Genomic DNA, 16,269 nt, shown 5'->3' with positions numbered 1-16,269 from the left:
GTGACCGAAACACTAACGATGGCCAAAGCTCTCACTGAGGGACTCCGCGCCGCGCTCGCCGCAGACGACAAAGTTCTACTCATGGGCGAAGACATCGGGCCGCTCGGTGGCGTCTTTCGGGTAACCGAAGGGTTGCAGGCTGAGTTCGGCGACAAGCGTGTAATCGACACTCCCTTGGCTGAGTCAGGCATTGTTGGCACCGCAATCGGTCTCGCAATGCGTGGATACCGCCCCGTGTGTGAGATCCAGTTCGACGGATTCATTTTTCCTGGCTTCGACCAGATCACCTCGCAGTTGGCCAAGATCACCGCTCGCCACGAGGGCTCACTTTCGATGCCGGTCGTGATTCGCGTTCCCTATGGCGGACACATTGGTGCGGTCGAGCACCACCAGGAAAGCCCCGAAGCGTACTTTGCCCACACACCAGGCCTGCGTGTGCTCAGCCCGGCAACTCCGCAGGACGCGTACTGGATGATTCAAGAAGCCGTCACCAGCAACGATCCCGTGATGTTCTTCGAACCCAAGAGTCGCTATTGGCAAAAGGGTGAAGTCGACCGCGAATCAAGCGGAATCGCCACCCACTCCAGTCGGGTCGTGCGCGAAGGCACCGAAGTGACCCTCGTTGGCCACGGCGCGATTGTGTCGATGCTGCTGCAAGCAGCAGAACTTGCCGCAGAAGAAGGAACGAGCATTGAAGTCGTTGACCTTCGATCGCTCTCCCCCATTGATTACGAACCTGTTGTGGCATCCGCCCAAAAAACGGGCCGTGTAGTTGTTGTTCAAGAGGCGCCAGGGAATGTGAGCGTTGGCTCTGAGGTTGCCGCTACGGTGGCAGAGCGAGCGTTCTACTCACTTGAAGCCCCAGTGTTGCGAGTGAGTGGCTATGACACGCCGTTCCCTCCCGCCAAGCTGGAATCCGTGTACTTGCCTAGTGTTGACCGCATCCTGGATGCTGTCGACCGGGCGTTGGCCTACTGACGAAGGAGGCCCTTGTGGCTGTATCTGAATTCCCTCTCCCCGACGTGGGCGAGGGGCTGACTGAAGCCGAGATTGTCTCCTGGAAGGTCGCGCCCGGCGACGAGATCACGATCAACCAGGTGCTTGTCGAGATCGAGACGGCAAAGTCGCTCGTTGAGTTGCCATCGCCATTCGCCGGCACGGTGAAGCAGTTGCTGGTTGAGGAGGGAATGACCGTTGAGGTCGGAACCCCCATTATTTCGGTACAGTCGCAGGGTGGCTCGATTGAGTTGACAGCGCCTGGCTCAGGAGAGGATGAAGCCCACGGCACCATCTCTGACATCGCCACGTCAGATGCAGCCTCTGCGGTTGCTGACACGGCATCGACCATCGCGAGCGAAGAGGACAAACCCGGCGCAGTGCTCGTGGGCTACGGCTCGGCCGGACACGTGAGTTCGCGGCGCCGTAAGGGTGCGCAGCCAGCGAAGGATGATGCGGCCGCAACCGCTCCGTCGAAGCCGCGTCCGGCATCCGTTCCCGCAGCATTCGCAAGCCCGATCATCGCCAAGCCGCCGATCCGCAAGCTTGCCAAAGACTTAGGCGTTGAGCTTGCCGAGGTCGTTGCCACCGGTTTGGCTGGCGAGACCACTCGCGAAGATGTGATTCGTCACGCGTCGCAGGCGAGCGTCTTCCGCAACATCGAAACACCCCAGTGGGGTGGCGAGCGTGAAGAACGCATCCCCGTGAAGGGCGTGCGTAAGGCGACCGCGAAGGCCATGGTGCACAGCGCATTCACTGCGCCGCACGTGAGCGTGTTCTCTGATGTGGATGCCACGCGAACCATGGAGTTCGTGAAGCGTCTCAAGAACTCCACCGACTTTGCTGGCGTGCGCGTGAGCCCGCTGCTGATCATGGCGAAGGCCGTGAACTGGGCTGTGCGCCGCAACCCAACGGTGAACTCAAGCTGGACCGACAAAGAGATCATCGTTCACCACTACGTGAACTTGGGCATTGCGGCGGCAACTCCCCGCGGCCTCATCGTGCCGAACGTCAAGGATGCTCAAGACTTGAGCCTGCTCGACTTGGCGAAAGCCTTGGAAGCACTGACGATCACGGCGCGCGATGGCAAGACGCAACCTGCCGAAATGTCGAACGGCACGATCACGATTACCAACATCGGGTCGTACGGCATGGACACGGGAACCCCGATCATCAACCCGGGCGAGGCAGCGATCATCGCGCTCGGTTCTATCAAGCTCAAGCCGTGGGTTGTGGATGGCGAAGTGCGTGCGCGCTACGTCACGACTGTCGGCGCGAGCTTCGATCACCGCATTGTCGATGGGGATGTCGCGAGCCGCTTTGTGGCCGATATTGCGAGCGTTCTTGAGGAGCCTGCACTGCTGCTCGACTAGCTGGCGTCGGGCGACATTTTTGACCAGAATCGGTTTCTAGGCGCTAAGTGCGCCGTCAGGGAACCAGGGGTCAGCGTGCCATATTGGGCGTCGAAATAGCTCAAGTGGGTGACACGAGATTTTTCCCACTCTCGTAAAATTATCTGATGACTCGTTATTTCGATGTCAGTTATTTCTTTAGAGGCGAAGCCGTTGCACGCGTCGAGTAGCGACGTTTGCAGCTGTACTGCCTCCAAAAGCTGTTGTGGCAAATTCGTTTAGATCTCGAGCTGTTCGAGAACGGCTCTTCGCGCGAGTTTGACGCTACGGGCAAGGGTGCCCGGTCTTGTTGACCAGTGCCGTGACGTCTTGCGCTTGACAAAAATAGGGGCGCGCACGCACCCGTTTCGATGAAACGCAGCTTGTGGTGTTGGGCTGCACGATAAGGAGAAATTTCATGTCGGAAGTTGTGACAGTGGCAACGGTGATCGGCAGTGTCCTCCGGACGCACGGTGTACGGACCATCTTCGGGGTCGTAGGCAGCGGAAACTATCTACCGACGGCAGCGCTTAAGTCGGCGGGGGCACGTTTCGTCCCGGCACGTCACGAAAGTGCGGCGGTGTCGATGGCAGATGCATTTTGGCGCACGACGGGCGAGATTGCCGCAGCCAGCGTGCACCAAGGGCCGGGGTTGTCGAACACGGTAACGGCTTTGGGCGAGGCGGTGAAGTCCCGGGTGCCTCTGGTAGTGATCTCTGGTGCGACCTCGGCAAGCACACGTCGTTCGAACTTTCTTATCGACCAGCAAGCTCTAGTCGAGTCAGTGGGCGCTGGCTACGAGACCTTACGGTCACCTGAGACGGCGGTCGAGGATGTAGCAGCGGTGATGCAACGGGCGCACGATGAACGACGTCCGATCGTGCTGGCTGTTCCGATCGACGTACAAGAGACTCTCATTGAGTTCGATTTATCGCTTATTCCACCGTTGCGTGAGCGGCCTCGCGTGGTACCACCGATGGCGGAGCTAGCGTCAATCGCTGAACGCCTCGCCGCCGCCGAGCACCCGGTTATTCTGGCAGGCCGTGGCGCGATGCTGTCTGGCGCGGAGGACACGTTAGTGAATCTTGTCGAGATTCTCGACGCGAAACTTTGCACGTCAGCGATGGCGCACGGACTCTTCACTGGCAGCGATCGTCTTCTGGGAATCTGTGGGGGTTTTTCTTCGGACGCTACCGTGGAGACGGTGCAAGCCGCCGACCTGGTCTTGGTCGTTGGAGCCTCTCTGACGACGTGGACGACACGTGCCGGTACGTTGTTTGACAACAACCCGACGGTGATCCAGATTGACTCCGAGTTGCCCGGCCTTCACGCCAGTACGTACGCAGACGTGGCGATGCTAGGGGATGCGCGGGAGACCGTAGCAGCGCTTCTGACGCTCCTGCCTGAAGCGCAGGGTGACGTTACTCGTGACCCTCAAACGGCTCAAAGAAATCTCACGGATGATGTGCCTGCGTACGCCACCGCGGCCGGAAGCCCGCTGCATCCGGGTGAAGTAACGGCTCGTCTTGAGACCATGTTGCCTCGAGAACGAACGCTTGTCGTCGACGGCGGTCATTTCATTGGCTGGCCCGTTCGCGGACTCAGCGTTCCCGACTCTGCAGGATTCGTCTTCTCGAGCGCGGGTTTTCAGTCGATCGGTCTCGGCATGGGATCCGCCGTCGGCGCCGCGATCGGGCGGCCGGACCGCACGGTCGTGCTGGCGTCTGGCGATGGCGGCTTCCTGATGGGGATTTCGGAACTCGAGACGATGGTTCGACTTAAACTGCCGATCGCGATCGTGATTTACAACGATGGAGCCTATGGGGCCGAGGTTCACCATTTCGGTGCGGATGATCCTCACGTCGATCTGGTGCGATTCGCGGACACAGACATCGGGGCGCTCACCTCCGGGTCGGGCGCAAGAGTGGTGACCGTGCGCACGCTTCTCGATCTCGACGTCGTCAAGGATTGGGACGGATACCGCGATGGTCCGCTCCTGCTCGATGTAGTAATCGATCCCACCATTGTTGGTGAGTGGGCAGCGCAAGACTTCGTCGGCCACTAGAAGCAGGCCTCGCGGACCCTCGCGGCGACATAAAGCGGGTGTTGGCTGTGAGCTCTCCAGAGCACAACTAACGCCCGCTAAGTGGCACAGCGACTGGGCTACGAGGCGGCGTCGGCGAGGAAACAAATGCGCCAGCGCCCATTGGCCGTTGCTGGGTGGCCAAGTTTCCAGGCGATGTTCCAGCCATCCTGCATCGACGCGTTCATCCCCTGCGCCGCCTTCGCGCTATGGGTGTGACAGGCGTCACCTGCGATAAAAACGCGCGGCGCGCGGGTGCCGGCATCAGACAACGCAACGTCGTCGAACCGCTCAGCTACTCGATGTCCAACTTCGTACACGCTGTGCCAAGCAACATCTTTCACGTCGAGAACGTAGGGGTGCAAGATCTCATCTGCATTCGCGATGATCTGATCGACCGTCGTTTGGCGCACCGCACCATTGTTACCGTCAGCAACTACGCTGAGGACGTACTTTGCCTGGATGACGCGCTCCTCGCCATCCACGGGCTAAGGGTGACGGGAACGGGGTACTCGCCTTCACTCGCGATCTCGAGGTCGATGAATTCGACTCCGTAATCTGGCGCGAGGCGGGTCGGAGGGATCTGGTTTCCAGAAGGAGGTTGCAGGTCGCCCGAAACGTAGCCGTACTGATGAAACTGCATCAAATCTCCTTGCGCCCACCAAGATCACGCGATGATGTGGGTCGAGCCGAGGTGATCATACTGAAGAGCCCACGAAGGGAAGCCCTAATGCCAGGGCTCCCCCAATGGAATCGGTGCGAAGATCACGTCACCTCTGAATCCTACGAAGCGGCGGTGCGCGACCGCGTCACCCTGTTGGGGTATCTGTCGCTAAAAAAGCGGCTTATAGGCCAAAACGTGTGGATGGCTTTGGGCGTGTCATGCCCGGCCGGCCCATCCTGATCTGGCCCAAAGGCCTTCTTCGGCTGTTGTGTTGGTGTCGTAGTAGCTCGGCTCGGCTTCTTCCTCAGCGTCAGTTTTCTGGTCTTCGGGTGTCGGGGCTGGGGTGGGGCCTGGGGTGAGTTCGTGGGCGCGTTCCAGTGGTATTTCGTGCAGGGTGAGGAACCATTCCGCGGCACGTTTCATGTGGGCCTCGTTCATGCCGCGGTGGTTGCGCAGCACGGTGCGGATGCCGTTATTGATGCCGCCCTCGAGTGGGCTGGTGGTGCGGGCGTTGCCATGGGTAACGTAGGTGAATAGGGTGCCGTCTCGGCTGAGTTTGGCCAGTAGTTGCCAGGCTTTGCGGAGCCGGTCGTGGGTGAACCAGTACCGGTGACCGTCGGAGCTGCGTTCCTTCGTGAGGTGTCCGTGGGCTTGCCACCAAACCTCGAGCTTCAGCCGCCACGCGATCACCGCGTCCTCGTTCCGCACGGCGGACAGCTCTCGGGATAACGTCAGCAGGCGGCGGCCGGTATCGGTGCGGGGATTCAAAGTGAGGTGACGGCGGATGTTCATCTGCACGTGAAACAAACACCGTTGCGTTTTCGTTTCTGGCCAGACACGGTGCACCGCAGAGGCGATCCCGGCACCACCATCACAGACCACGACCGTAGGGGCGGGGAGGCGTTCCAGTAGTGCCGTCCACGCTGCCGTCGATTCCCTAGCGCACCACTGCCAGGCCAGGACTTCCAGGGTCTCGGTGACTGCGATCAACAGGCACCAGGAACCAACCCAGACCCCGTCGATGAGGATTTGGTGGTGGGTAGTCTCGACCGGTCCCAGACGAGGTTCAACACCCCAGCACCAGGCGGTGGAGCGGCGAAATGAGCGACCCGTAGCAGTGCCAGTGATCTCCGTCTGGGACTGTTTGCCAAGCAGCCACCGCAAGAACTGTTCCAGCTCGTGCCGCCGGGCCAGGTCCGGACGTTTTCGGACTGAGGATGCACGACAGTTTGGGCATAACCACCGTTGTGTTCCTGCGACAGTGCGCCCGTTCTTTATCAGGGTCGTTTCACATACCAGACAACGGGTCGAGTTGAGAGAGTTCGGCACACCTAAGGGTCACCGAGTATGACAACCTCGCTCTTGCCCAGTATTCATATGGTCAGATCAAGATCCCATCCACACGTTTTGGCCTATAACCCAAAAACACAACCGTGTTCTCGCTCGGGCGTTCCCAGCGTGCCCAACGCTCACAGCGTCGAACGAAACCGCGCTGACCTCAGAGCGTTCGGGCCATGGCCGGCAGGGTTGCGGCAGCCGAAGCCTTGACGTGCTCGATGCAGGCGTTTCGAGCGTCAGCTGGGTCACCGGCGAGAACCGCATTGACAATCCTCTGGAGGGCATCAATCGTGGGCTTGGCCTGTTCTTCCACCGAAAGAGAGACACGGCGAATCTGGTTGATGCGCACGTGCAGTCTCTCGATGATCTCGTGTAGTTCATTGTTGCGGGCACCACGCAGGAGGTGTGCGTAGTAAATATCGCTGGCAATAAGCGCACGGGTGATGTCGGAAGCCTCGATGGCGTGCCGCACTGGCTCAAGGGACTCAGCGAACTGCATTTTCTCTTCTGCCGTGCCACGCACCGCGAAGAGTTCACCAGCCAAGCCCTCCAGTACGCCACGTACTTGGTACATATCGATGGCCTCGGCGTAGCTCAACTCGCTTACCCGGGCACCCCGATTTTCGGTGAGTTCAACAATGCCTTGGGCGGCGAGGTGACGGATCGCATCTCTCACGCCGGTGCGGCCGATGCCGTAGCGCTGGGTGAGCTCTCGCTCAACGAGCTTGACTCCTGGCGCGTACTCGCCGTTCGCGATGGCCTGTTTGAGAGCGTCGCGAATATCGATGACTGAGTCAGTGGTGACTGTGAGCTCGTCTGGCGGCATGGGGTTCTCCGGAGTTGGCGTGGATGGTTCGTGAGGTGTGGATGCTCGGAGTCGAGCATATCGAGAGGCTGCCGTCGACGAGAGACTATCCGGCGCCACTAATAGTAGTAAATGTCGACAAAATCACCGCCATGATCCGGAGAGATCACCAGTATCCTTATCTTCTGCACGGCGGGGCGAGCAGGGATCCAGGCAGTTCAGCCAGCAACTGCAGGAGATAGCGGTGCCATTTCGCAGAAATGCGCGCACCGTGAGCACCCGGGTCAAAAAACCATTCTCGAATAACTGGTGTTGTTTTGTCGACAATTTGTGTAGTGTGACTTCACAACAGGAATCCGCAACCGCTGGTCGGCTACGGAAACCAAGCATGTGAGAACAACCGAATACCCTCCGAAATCGCCACAGATGCCCCAGACGGGTGACGCGAAGAAGGACAGGGTCTTCGTAGGATTCAGGTGATCCGGAGTCGCATCCGAGGCCATCTCCATTGAGGCAAAGAAGCCAGGACGGGCGATCGAGAGAGGCAAGCAAATGTACAGTCTCCACAAATTGTTGTGGGAGATCCGCAAGCATCCCGAGCTTGCAGAGCGCTTCCGCTCCACGCCGTCATTGGTACTCGATGAATACGGGCTTGAGGGCGACGCACGCGAAGCGATGCTGACGCTCGACTTCAAGAAGCTCCACGAGATCGGGGCCAACCCGTATCTGATTTACTTCTGCGCCCTGCAATTGCAGGTGGGCCGTGAGAGCTACTACGAGCAGATCCGTGAGGGGAAGAACTGATGGGTAAAATTGTCGGGGCGTTCGCAGCATCCCATTCTCCAGGAGTGACTGGATGGCCGGAGCGTGCGGAGCCAAGGAAGCGCGAGGCAATCGAGAACGCTTTCGCTGAGGCTCGACGACGCATCGATGCGCTGAAGCCAGACGCTATCGTTGCGATTTCGGTTGAGCACTTCACCAACTTCAACTTCAGCAACCTGCCGGCATTCGCGATCGCGACGGCAGACTCCTACCTGGGTCCGGTTACGGCCGAGATGTCTGAGTTCCTCAACGTTCCGCAACACGACTACCCCGGCAACGGGAAGCTCGGTCGGCACATCTACGAGTTTGCGCTCACGAACGAGTTCGATCCCGCCCTCGTCGAAGGCGGACTCGCGTTTGATGAGAATTTCTGTGTTCCGCTGAAGCACCTCGATCCGGAATCCAAGTACCCCCTAGTGCCGATCATCGTCAATGGCGTAAACCCGCCGTGGCCCACAGCGAAACGCTGCTACGACTTTGGCGTGATGGTTCGTCACGCTATCGAGGCCCAAAACGAGGTCGAGCGCGTCGTTGTCATCGGCACGGGTGGCCTCTCGCACTGGGTCGGACTTCCAGAATCCGGCACCGTCAACGAAGAGTTCGACCGCGACTTCATCGCCCGTATCGAAAGTGGCGACCCGGAGCAGCTCAAGAACTACTCACCGCAAGAGATCGATGCTGCCGGCAATGGTGCTCACGAAGTTCGCACTTGGATCGCTGCGGCGGGTGCCATCGGCGCTCCGTTCGAAGTGCTCGCGTACGAACCAGTCCCCGAGTGGTTGACAGGAACGGCCGTAGCGGCCGCGACTCCCGGCCTGCACCTGTAAACAGTTCCACCCAGTTACCGCCAGCCGCGACTGTTCGCGTCTGGCTTCTACGAAATGAGAAAACAGTATGAGCAAGCTTCCTAAAGTTACAGGTCGCGACATGCGAGGCGTCATGTCCTATCCTCCTACCCCGGCTCTTCCTGGTGCCGAGCTAGTAGAAGCACAGGACACCGTTGACCTCGTCGAGACCGAGCGCATGATTAAGGCGCTCATGGCAGACGGCGTTGACGCAATTGCGCTCAACGGAACCCTCGGAGAGATGGCAACGCTGACACTCGACGAGTGGAAGGCGTTCGCCGAGTGCGCAGTACAGACCGCTCACTCGGTTAACCCTGACTTTCCGATTTTCGTTGGCGCAACCACGCTGAGCACTCGCGAAACAATCGCGCGCACACGCTTCCTCTCCGAGCTTGGTGCTACCGGCACCCTGCTTGGTCGCCCGATGTGGGGCGAAATGGTTGCCCCCGTTATGGAGAAGTTCTACCGCGATGTAGCTGAGGCCGTTCCTGAGATGGCAATGGTTGTTTACGACAACACTGCCGCCTTCGGTGGAGTCATTCCTCGCTCGGTCTACCGCACCCTCATCGAACTGCCTCAGGTAGTTGCCGTGAAGTACGCCGGTGGCGCATCAGTTGGCTTCCGCTACCACAATGACATGGCTCACACCGGAACCCGCTTCCCGCTCATGCCGATCGAGACCGACTGGTTCCCCGCGTGGGAAATGTACGGTGAAGAACTCGTCGGCATGGCCTGGTCCTCAACGACCGCGATGGGCCCGGATCCCGTTCTGCACCTGCGTGACGCTTTGCAGCAGGGCCGCGTAGACGATGCACGCTGGCTCACCGAGCGTCTGCGTTGGGCGCACGAGCCCTTCATCGTCGGGCAGGACTTCTTCGAGTTCGCAAAGTACAACATCCCGCTCGAGAAGATCCGCGTGAACGAAGCCGGCTACATCCACGTCGGCAAGAGCCGCGTTCCCTACACCGAAGACCTCGTTCCTCAGAAGCACTGGGACAGCACCTTCGAGCACGTTGAGCGTTACAAGCAGATCATCACTGAGATCGAAGCGCGCATGGGCGCCCGCAACAAGTAGCTAATAACCACCACAGAATCAGTTAGGTCATCATGACAACGCAGTCAGAGAATCCGGACCTGAAAGCTCGCCTACGCGACATCCGAGAGGGTATCGAGCAGGGTCGCTTTCCCGCGTACGTGTTCAACGATCAGGAGATATTCGATCTTGAGCAGGAGAAACTCTTCGGGCAAGCTTGGACGTTTCTCGCTCACGAGTCGGAGATTCCGAAGCCGGGCGACTATGTCACTCGCTACATCGGGAACAACAATCTGATTGTCGCGCGTGACGAACAGGGCGAGATTCACGCGAATCTCAACATGTGCCGTCACCGCGGAAACATGATGTGCAAATCGGAGATGGGCAACGCCTCGCACTTCCGTTGCTCGTACCACGGTTGGGTTTACAAGAACTCTGGTGAACTCATCGGGGTGCCCTACCTCGCTGAAGGTTATGAAGGCAAGTTAAAGAGGAAGGACTGGGGCCTCATCAAGGCACGTGTCGAAACCTATGAGGGTTTGGTGTTCGGTACATTCAACGAGGACGCTTCGTCGCTCGAAGATTACCTTGGCGGGTTCCAGTTCTACCTTGATCTCTATCTCAAGCAGGGCCCTAACGGCAGTGAAGTGCACGGCCCGCCCGACCACTGGATCACCGAGACAGACTGGAAGATCGCTGCCGAGAACTTCGCGGGCGATGGATACCACACGCCGGTGGCGCACCAGTTCGGATTCAATCTCGGCTACTTCCCCTCCTCAGGGGCAACGCACAGTCAAGGTTGGGCGGCGAGCATAACCGGCAAGGGGCACGGGATCGGTCTCGGCCACACCCCTGGTTTCACACCGTTCGCCGGGTTCCCCGACGAGCTCACCGAGGAGATCAAGCGCAGTCTTACTCCGGATCAGGTCGAGGTGTTCAGCAACACCCGGACCGCAGTGGGAACGGTGTTCCCCAATCTTTCGTTCCTGATGCAACCCTTCAGCCTGATTCCGGGTGAGACCGGAGTGCGTTTCGTTACGATGCGGCTATATCACCCGATCGGCCCAGGCAAGTGCGAGATGTACTCGTGGTGCCTCGTGCCGAAGGATGCGTCGGACGAGTATAAAGAAGCGGCATACCACGCATACACGCTTACTTTCGCGCAAGCGGGCACTTTTGAGCAGGACGACTTGGAGAACTGGGCGCGAGTCACACGCATGGCGAAATCGTCGGCGGCGAAAAACATCGAGTTTCCCTACCTAATGGGGATGGAAACGGAGCGCGATGAAGACTTCCCCGGACCCGGCCACGTTGTCAAGCCGTATGTAAACGACTCGAACTTCCGAAACCTCTGGGGTCGTTGGGCTGACTACCTCCTTGGGGAGGCGTAAGCATGACTGCTCTGAGCACGGTCGATCGCTCGATTCAAGAAGACATTAAGGAGTTCATCTCTCGCGAAGCTTTAGCGGTCGATGAACGTCGATTCCGGGATTGGCTCGACTTTCTCGCCGAGGACATCACCTATGACGTGCCATTGCGCGTCGTGCGTGAAGGACTTGCCGAGTGGGAGCTTTCTCCGACCGGTCGCATCTTTCAGGACAATAAGCAGACCCTAGAGGTTCGTGTTCGGCGTCTAGAAACTGACTTCGCGTGGGCAGAACAGCCACCGTCGCGAACACGGCACTACGTGACGAACGTTCTCGTCGATGACAGCGAAAGGGTCGGCGAATACGAGGTCACGTCGTATTGCTTGATCTACCGCAGCCGCGGCGACAGCATCGAGCCGAACTTCGTGTCGGTTTTCCGTAAAGACCTCGTGCGTCGTGTCGGTGACAGCTATCAGATCGCTCGACGTTGGGCGGCAATCGATCAGGCGATCATCAACGCGCACAACCTGTCCATCTTCATCTGATCGGAGTACATCATGACAGAATCGAATCCTCGGCCTCAGGCAGAGAACCCAGACGAGGGTGAAGTTTTCGAGTTTCCTAAGGACGGCGGAAACGCCGGACCAATCGTCATCGCGAATGAGTTTGCCGATGTCGTCGTGCGCAAGGTCTCGACCCGCAACGGTATGCGGCTCGAGCTGTGGTCGCCGCGTCGTGGAACCAGCGTGCGTTTCGACGCAGTGGCCCTTGACGTGCTCAGCTACCAAGAGCCCGAGTTCATCACTGAACTACTGGCCAGGACCCCTGGCGCATGAGTGATTCCCTCGCCGGGTTGCATATCCTCGTCACCGGTGGCGGATCAGGTATCGCCCGTGCCGCAGCCGAGCGATACGACCGTGAGGGTGCGATCGTCACTGTGCTTAACCGTTCAGCTGCCGGTGCGGATGCGGTCCGAGAAGCGTCGGACGGTCGGATCCGCACAATCGTCGGTGACGCGACAGATCCGGACACGCTTAGTGCCGCAGTCGCGGCCGCGGTTGATGAGAACGGTAAGTTGCACAACCTCACGTGCGGAGTCGGTGCGTTTGACAACTATTCCCGAGTGAGCGCCCTCTCTCCAACGGAATTGATTGACGCTGCCGACGAGATCTGGCGCATAAACGTGCGCTCGACTCTCCTCGCAGCAAACATCGCCGTTCCCCCGCTTCGGGAAGCGTGCGGGTCGATCACTCTTACGCTCTCGGAATCGGCATTCAATGCGATAGGCGGAGGGGTTCTCTACGGCAGCTCGAAATGGGCTCTTCGTGGAATCGTTGACCATCTCGCCGCGGAGCTCGCTCCCGTCATCCGAGTAAACGGCGTCGCGCCGGGAGGAACCGGAGGTACCAAGTTCGGTGGCCTCTCTTCTCTCGGTCAGACAATGACCGCCGACAAGGTCGACGGCCGAGACGAGCGGATTGCCGCGGGCACGTTGCTGGGCATTACGGCGATGCCGGAAGACCACAGCGGTGCGTACCGCTTTCTTGCCGATCCGGTCGATGCCCGCGTCGTTACAGGCGTCGTGATCCGCACTGACGGTGGCCGCAGGCTCTAGTTCTATCGGTTCACATCCGCGCCACAATACCGTCCACCTATTCGGGGCCTCGTGGTCCCCAGTGTCCAAACCCAGAAATTGAGGAATGAAATGACTGAGAGTCTGATCCAGATCCGTAAGGTGTTTTCGCAAATCGAAGAGACTCGTTCTTCCGCGGGAAACACCGATGCTGGTGGCCCAGTGCGCAAGGTCGCTGTGTGCGCCGTGATCAAAAACCCGTTCGCCGGTCAGGGATACGTCGAAGACCTCTCGGGTCTGGTCGAAGCGTCAACCGAAATCGGAACGATGCTCGGGGAGCAAGCTTTGCAGCTGCTCGGGGCTCCGGTTGAGAGCTACGGTAAAGCCGGCCTCGTGGGAACCGATGGCGAGCAGGAGCACGTTAATGCTGCACTTACCTCTGTCTTCGGTAACGCTTTCCGCGAAGCAATCGGTGGAGGTGCTGCCTGGATCACTTCAGTGACGAAGCCTGCTGTAGCCGGCACCGTCATCGACGTCCCCACGGCATACAAGGATGATGTGTGGGTTCGCTCGCACTACGACTCGATGGAAGTTCGCGTGCCTGACGCACCTCACTCCGATGAGCTCGTTGTCATCGCCGCTGTGACCAACCGTGGTCGAATCAATGCCCGTGTTGGTGGCCTGTCGATCGCTGAGGCTCAGGAGAAGCACCGATGAACGGCTCACTCGCGGTAATTGGTGCTGGCACTATCCTTTCCGGAGACTGGCGCGCTCCCGTCATCGCGGATGCCGACACCATCGTTGTTCGCGATGGCAAGATTACGGCCGTCGGGATGCAGAGCGACTTGCAGGCCGAAGTCGACGCTTCGAAGTACGTTATTGACGCGGTAGGCACGACCGTTGCTCCTGGCCTGATCGACTCGCACTGCCACGTTGTTCTTGGCGATTACACGCCTCGCCAAAAGACGGTCGACTTTCTCGCTAGTTACGTACACGGTGGCATCACGAGCGTTGTGTCTCCCGGGGAGATTCACGCACCGGGTCGCCCGAGCACGGCTTCCGGAGTGAAGGCCCTCGCTATCGCGGCAAAGGAATGCTTCGACAATTTCCACCCGAACGGCATGACTGTGCACGCGGGTGCTGTAGTTCTGGAACCGACGTTGCAGGAGAAAGATTTCGCCGAGTTGCAGGAGGCCGGTGTACATCTCGCAAAGTTTGGCTTCGGTCGATATAGCGATCCCGCCGACGGCTTGGCGCAGGTGACCTGGGCTAAGCAGTACGGCATTACCGTCATGAGCCACTCGGGCGGCGCCAGCATTCCGGGCAGCAAGCCGATCACGCCGGAGCACCTGATGCTTCTTGCTCCTCACGTTTGCGGTCACATCAACGGTGGACCAACATCACTTCGCGAGGATGGCGTCGATCTCATCATGGATGAAACCGACATGGCCCTTCAACTGGTGCAGGCGGGCAACCTACGCTCCGCGGTTCGAATTATTAACCGGGCAGTCGAAAAGAATGTCTTCGACCGTGTGGTCATCGGCTCAGATACTCCGACCGGCACCGGCGTCATGCCCCTTGGTGTGATGAAGACTGTCGCCGAGCTCTCGTCCCTTTCGGATGTTGATCCGGGCATGGTGTGGGCAGCAGCGACGGGCAATAACGCGAACGTCTGGGATCTTCCTGCCGGCTTCATAGCCGTGGGCAGGGCCGCCGACATCGTGGTTATTGATGCGCCATGGGGTTCGACCAAGGACGATGCACTTGGTGCGCTGTCCGTGGGCGACATTCCTGGAATCTCCGCGGTAATCACGGGCGGCATCGTGCGTACGCTGCGCAGTCGAAACACGCCTCAGGCCGCCCGTGCGGCAGAAGTCTCACCGCCAATCGAGCACCTCGAGTCCTCGGGGCACTAACCACACCGTTATCCGCACGAAAGGATGAAGAGAATGGCGTTCAAAGTTACGGTCGATCTAGACCTTTGCCAAGGCTATGCCAACTGTCTCATCGAAGCTCCTGCACTTTTCGACATCGATGATGACACCAATAAGGCCATCATTCTTGGAGGAGACGAGCATGATGAAGCACTCCGAGCTCAGGCTGATGCGGCTACGCGCGGATGTCCAGCTCGAGCCATCGTGGTCGAGGATCTCTAATGGATCGCATCGTGGTCGTCGGGGGGTCTCTTGCGGGTGTAAACGCCGCAGAGGCCCTCCGCGAGCACGGCTTTGACGGGGATCTGACGCTGATCTCCGCTGAAGGTAGTTTGCCTTATGACCGGCCGCCGTTGTCGAAGCAGATGCTTTTCGGAGACATGGCGCCAGAGCAGGTTCTGCTCAAGCCAGCCGACTGGTACGGGCAGAACGGGATCAACGTTGTGCTCGGGAATCGTGCTCGTGGCCTCGATCCTGTGGCGCAGCGAGTTGCCTTAGAAGACGGTACAGAACTTGAGTACGATGGGATGGTTCTTGCCACTGGTTCCTCCGTACGCGAGCTTTCTGTTGCACACGGCGACCCCAGACTGCACGTCTTGCACTCGATGGATGATGCCGTCAGGTTGAGGGCGGAGTTCGTGCCGGGAAAGCACTTGGTGCTTGTCGGTGGTGGCTTCATCGGCCTCGAAGTCGCGGCCGCAGCCCGGTCGCAGGGCCTTGACGTCACGGTCGTCGCGCGAGGGCCGGCACCGCTTTCACGAGTATTCGTCGGTGATATTGGACGCTGGTACCAGGGTCTGCACGAACGCAACGGTGTGGACGTGAGGTGCGGTAGCGCGCTCGACGCGATCGAATGGGGCGTCGATGGCGGCGCTGTAGTGACGTTGAAAAATGGCAGCGTCATCCAGGCGGACATTGTCGTTGCTGGTGTTGGGTCAACGCCTGCAGTCGAGTGGCTGGCGAACAGCGGGATAGAGATCTCGAATGGTGTCACCTGCACCCCAGACTTGATGACCTCCGTGCCGAACGTTGTCGCCGCGGGAGACATCGTTAACTGGCGCAATCCGATTTTCGAAGAGCAGATGCGAGTCGAGCACTGGACGAACGCTGTCGAACAAGGTCGCCACGCTGCGACCACACTTCTCGGCAACCGCGATCCTTTCGCTTCCGTTCCCTACTTTTGGACCGATCAGTTCGACACGAAGATGCGTTTCGTCGGTCGAACTGCCGGTGCGGACCAGACGAACATCGAGACCATGTCAGACGACAAGCTTGTCGCGACCTTTGGGCGCGACGGGGTGCTCATCGGTGCTGTCTGCATCGGTTCCCCCCGCCAGCTCGCGAAATACAAAGTCGCGATTCAGAACCGTACACCTTGGGATGAAGCCGTCGAGGCCTCGCTCATTGCGGCACGTTAA

Annotated in this window: 16 protein-coding genes and 1 pseudogene; 14 read left to right on the top strand and 3 right to left on the bottom strand. The window is 59.3% G+C overall.

Going from position 1 to position 16,269, the window contains the following annotated elements:
* Nucleotides 1-18: 18 nt before the first annotated feature.
* The 3 genes from ACTJJW_RS09835 (at nucleotide 19) to ACTJJW_RS09825 (ending at nucleotide 4,452) form a co-directional block, all read left to right on the top strand.
* On the top strand, nucleotides 19-978 hold the full coding sequence (locus tag ACTJJW_RS09835) for an alpha-ketoacid dehydrogenase subunit beta (RefSeq protein ID WP_462644280.1): 960 nt from the start codon (nucleotides 19-21) through the stop codon (nucleotides 976-978).
* 14 nt (nucleotides 979-992) lie between these two features.
* On the top strand, nucleotides 993-2,369 hold the full coding sequence (locus tag ACTJJW_RS09830; RefSeq protein ID WP_462644207.1) for a dihydrolipoamide acetyltransferase family protein: 1,377 nt from the start codon (nucleotides 993-995) through the stop codon (nucleotides 2,367-2,369).
* Between the two features lie 436 nt (nucleotides 2,370-2,805).
* Nucleotides 2,806-4,452 (top strand): thiamine pyrophosphate-binding protein, encoded by a 1,647-nt coding sequence (locus tag ACTJJW_RS09825; RefSeq protein ID WP_462644205.1) that lies wholly within the window; start codon nucleotides 2,806-2,808, stop codon nucleotides 4,450-4,452.
* A 155-nt stretch (nucleotides 4,453-4,607) separates the two neighbouring features.
* On the opposite strand, the pseudogene ACTJJW_RS09820 reads toward ACTJJW_RS09825, so the two are convergent.
* From ACTJJW_RS09820 to ACTJJW_RS09810, 3 genes and pseudogenes are all read right to left on the bottom strand, one after another.
* A pseudogene (locus ACTJJW_RS09820) lies at nucleotides 4,608-5,047 on the bottom strand (FAD-dependent monooxygenase); the annotation flags it as partial.
* Nucleotides 5,048-5,350: 303 nt separating this feature from the next.
* Nucleotides 5,351-6,463 carry an IS1249 family transposase gene (locus ACTJJW_RS09815; RefSeq protein ID WP_462644203.1) on the bottom strand — a complete coding sequence of 371 codons (1,113 nt, stop codon included), beginning with the start codon at nucleotides 6,461-6,463 and terminating at the stop codon, nucleotides 5,351-5,353.
* Nucleotides 6,464-6,632: 169 nt separating this feature from the next.
* A complete protein-coding gene (locus ACTJJW_RS09810) occupies nucleotides 6,633-7,298 on the bottom strand; it encodes a GntR family transcriptional regulator (RefSeq protein WP_462644202.1) in 666 nt (221 codons plus the stop codon).
* 531 nt (nucleotides 7,299-7,829) lie between these two features.
* Here ACTJJW_RS09810 and ACTJJW_RS09805 point away from each other — a divergent pair.
* The 11 genes from ACTJJW_RS09805 (at nucleotide 7,830) to ACTJJW_RS09755 (ending at nucleotide 16,269) form a co-directional block, all read left to right on the top strand.
* Nucleotides 7,830-8,081 (top strand): hypothetical protein, encoded by a 252-nt coding sequence (locus ACTJJW_RS09805; protein ID WP_462644200.1) that lies wholly within the window; start codon nucleotides 7,830-7,832, stop codon nucleotides 8,079-8,081.
* A complete protein-coding gene (locus ACTJJW_RS09800; RefSeq protein ID WP_462644198.1) occupies nucleotides 8,081-8,926 on the top strand; it encodes a DODA-type extradiol aromatic ring-opening family dioxygenase in 846 nt (281 codons plus the stop codon). Before ACTJJW_RS09805 ends, ACTJJW_RS09800 begins: the two co-directional genes overlap by 1 nt.
* A 112-nt stretch (nucleotides 8,927-9,038) precedes the next feature.
* The gene (locus ACTJJW_RS09795; RefSeq protein WP_462644196.1) at nucleotides 9,039-10,019 is read left to right on the top strand and encodes a dihydrodipicolinate synthase family protein; all 981 of its coding nucleotides are present in this window, start codon (nucleotides 9,039-9,041) and stop codon (nucleotides 10,017-10,019) included.
* A gap of 32 nt (nucleotides 10,020-10,051) precedes the next feature.
* Nucleotides 10,052-11,368 (top strand): aromatic ring-hydroxylating oxygenase subunit alpha, encoded by a 1,317-nt coding sequence (locus ACTJJW_RS09790; protein ID WP_462644194.1) that lies wholly within the window; start codon nucleotides 10,052-10,054, stop codon nucleotides 11,366-11,368.
* 2 nt (nucleotides 11,369-11,370) lie between these two features.
* Nucleotides 11,371-11,889 carry an aromatic-ring-hydroxylating dioxygenase subunit beta gene (locus tag ACTJJW_RS09785; RefSeq protein WP_462644192.1) on the top strand — a complete coding sequence of 173 codons (519 nt, stop codon included), beginning with the start codon at nucleotides 11,371-11,373 and terminating at the stop codon, nucleotides 11,887-11,889.
* A 12-nt stretch (nucleotides 11,890-11,901) separates the two neighbouring features.
* Nucleotides 11,902-12,180, top strand: a complete 279-nt coding sequence (locus ACTJJW_RS09780; protein WP_462644190.1) for a hypothetical protein — start codon at nucleotides 11,902-11,904, stop codon at nucleotides 12,178-12,180.
* A complete protein-coding gene (locus tag ACTJJW_RS09775) occupies nucleotides 12,177-12,959 on the top strand; it encodes an SDR family NAD(P)-dependent oxidoreductase (RefSeq protein WP_462644188.1) in 783 nt (260 codons plus the stop codon). Before ACTJJW_RS09780 ends, ACTJJW_RS09775 begins: the two co-directional genes overlap by 4 nt.
* Nucleotides 12,960-13,049: 90 nt before the next feature.
* Nucleotides 13,050-13,634: an amino acid synthesis family protein gene (locus ACTJJW_RS09770; RefSeq protein WP_462644186.1), complete on the top strand. Its 585-nt coding sequence runs from the start codon at nucleotides 13,050-13,052 to the stop codon at nucleotides 13,632-13,634.
* On the top strand, nucleotides 13,631-14,833 hold the full coding sequence (locus tag ACTJJW_RS09765; protein WP_462644184.1) for an amidohydrolase family protein: 1,203 nt from the start codon (nucleotides 13,631-13,633) through the stop codon (nucleotides 14,831-14,833). The genes ACTJJW_RS09770 and ACTJJW_RS09765 overlap by 4 nt, the downstream gene beginning before the upstream one ends.
* Before the next feature lie 33 nt (nucleotides 14,834-14,866).
* Nucleotides 14,867-15,073 carry a ferredoxin gene (locus ACTJJW_RS09760; RefSeq protein ID WP_462644182.1) on the top strand — a complete coding sequence of 69 codons (207 nt, stop codon included), beginning with the start codon at nucleotides 14,867-14,869 and terminating at the stop codon, nucleotides 15,071-15,073.
* Nucleotides 15,073-16,269 (top strand): NAD(P)/FAD-dependent oxidoreductase, encoded by a 1,197-nt coding sequence (locus ACTJJW_RS09755; RefSeq protein WP_462644181.1) that lies wholly within the window; start codon nucleotides 15,073-15,075, stop codon nucleotides 16,267-16,269. Before ACTJJW_RS09760 ends, ACTJJW_RS09755 begins: the two co-directional genes overlap by 1 nt.

The organism is Rhodoglobus galactosidasius, assembly GCF_054957775.1.
The sequence above is the reverse complement of the archived record's forward strand: the minus strand, read 5'-3'. Positions and strand labels throughout refer to the sequence as shown.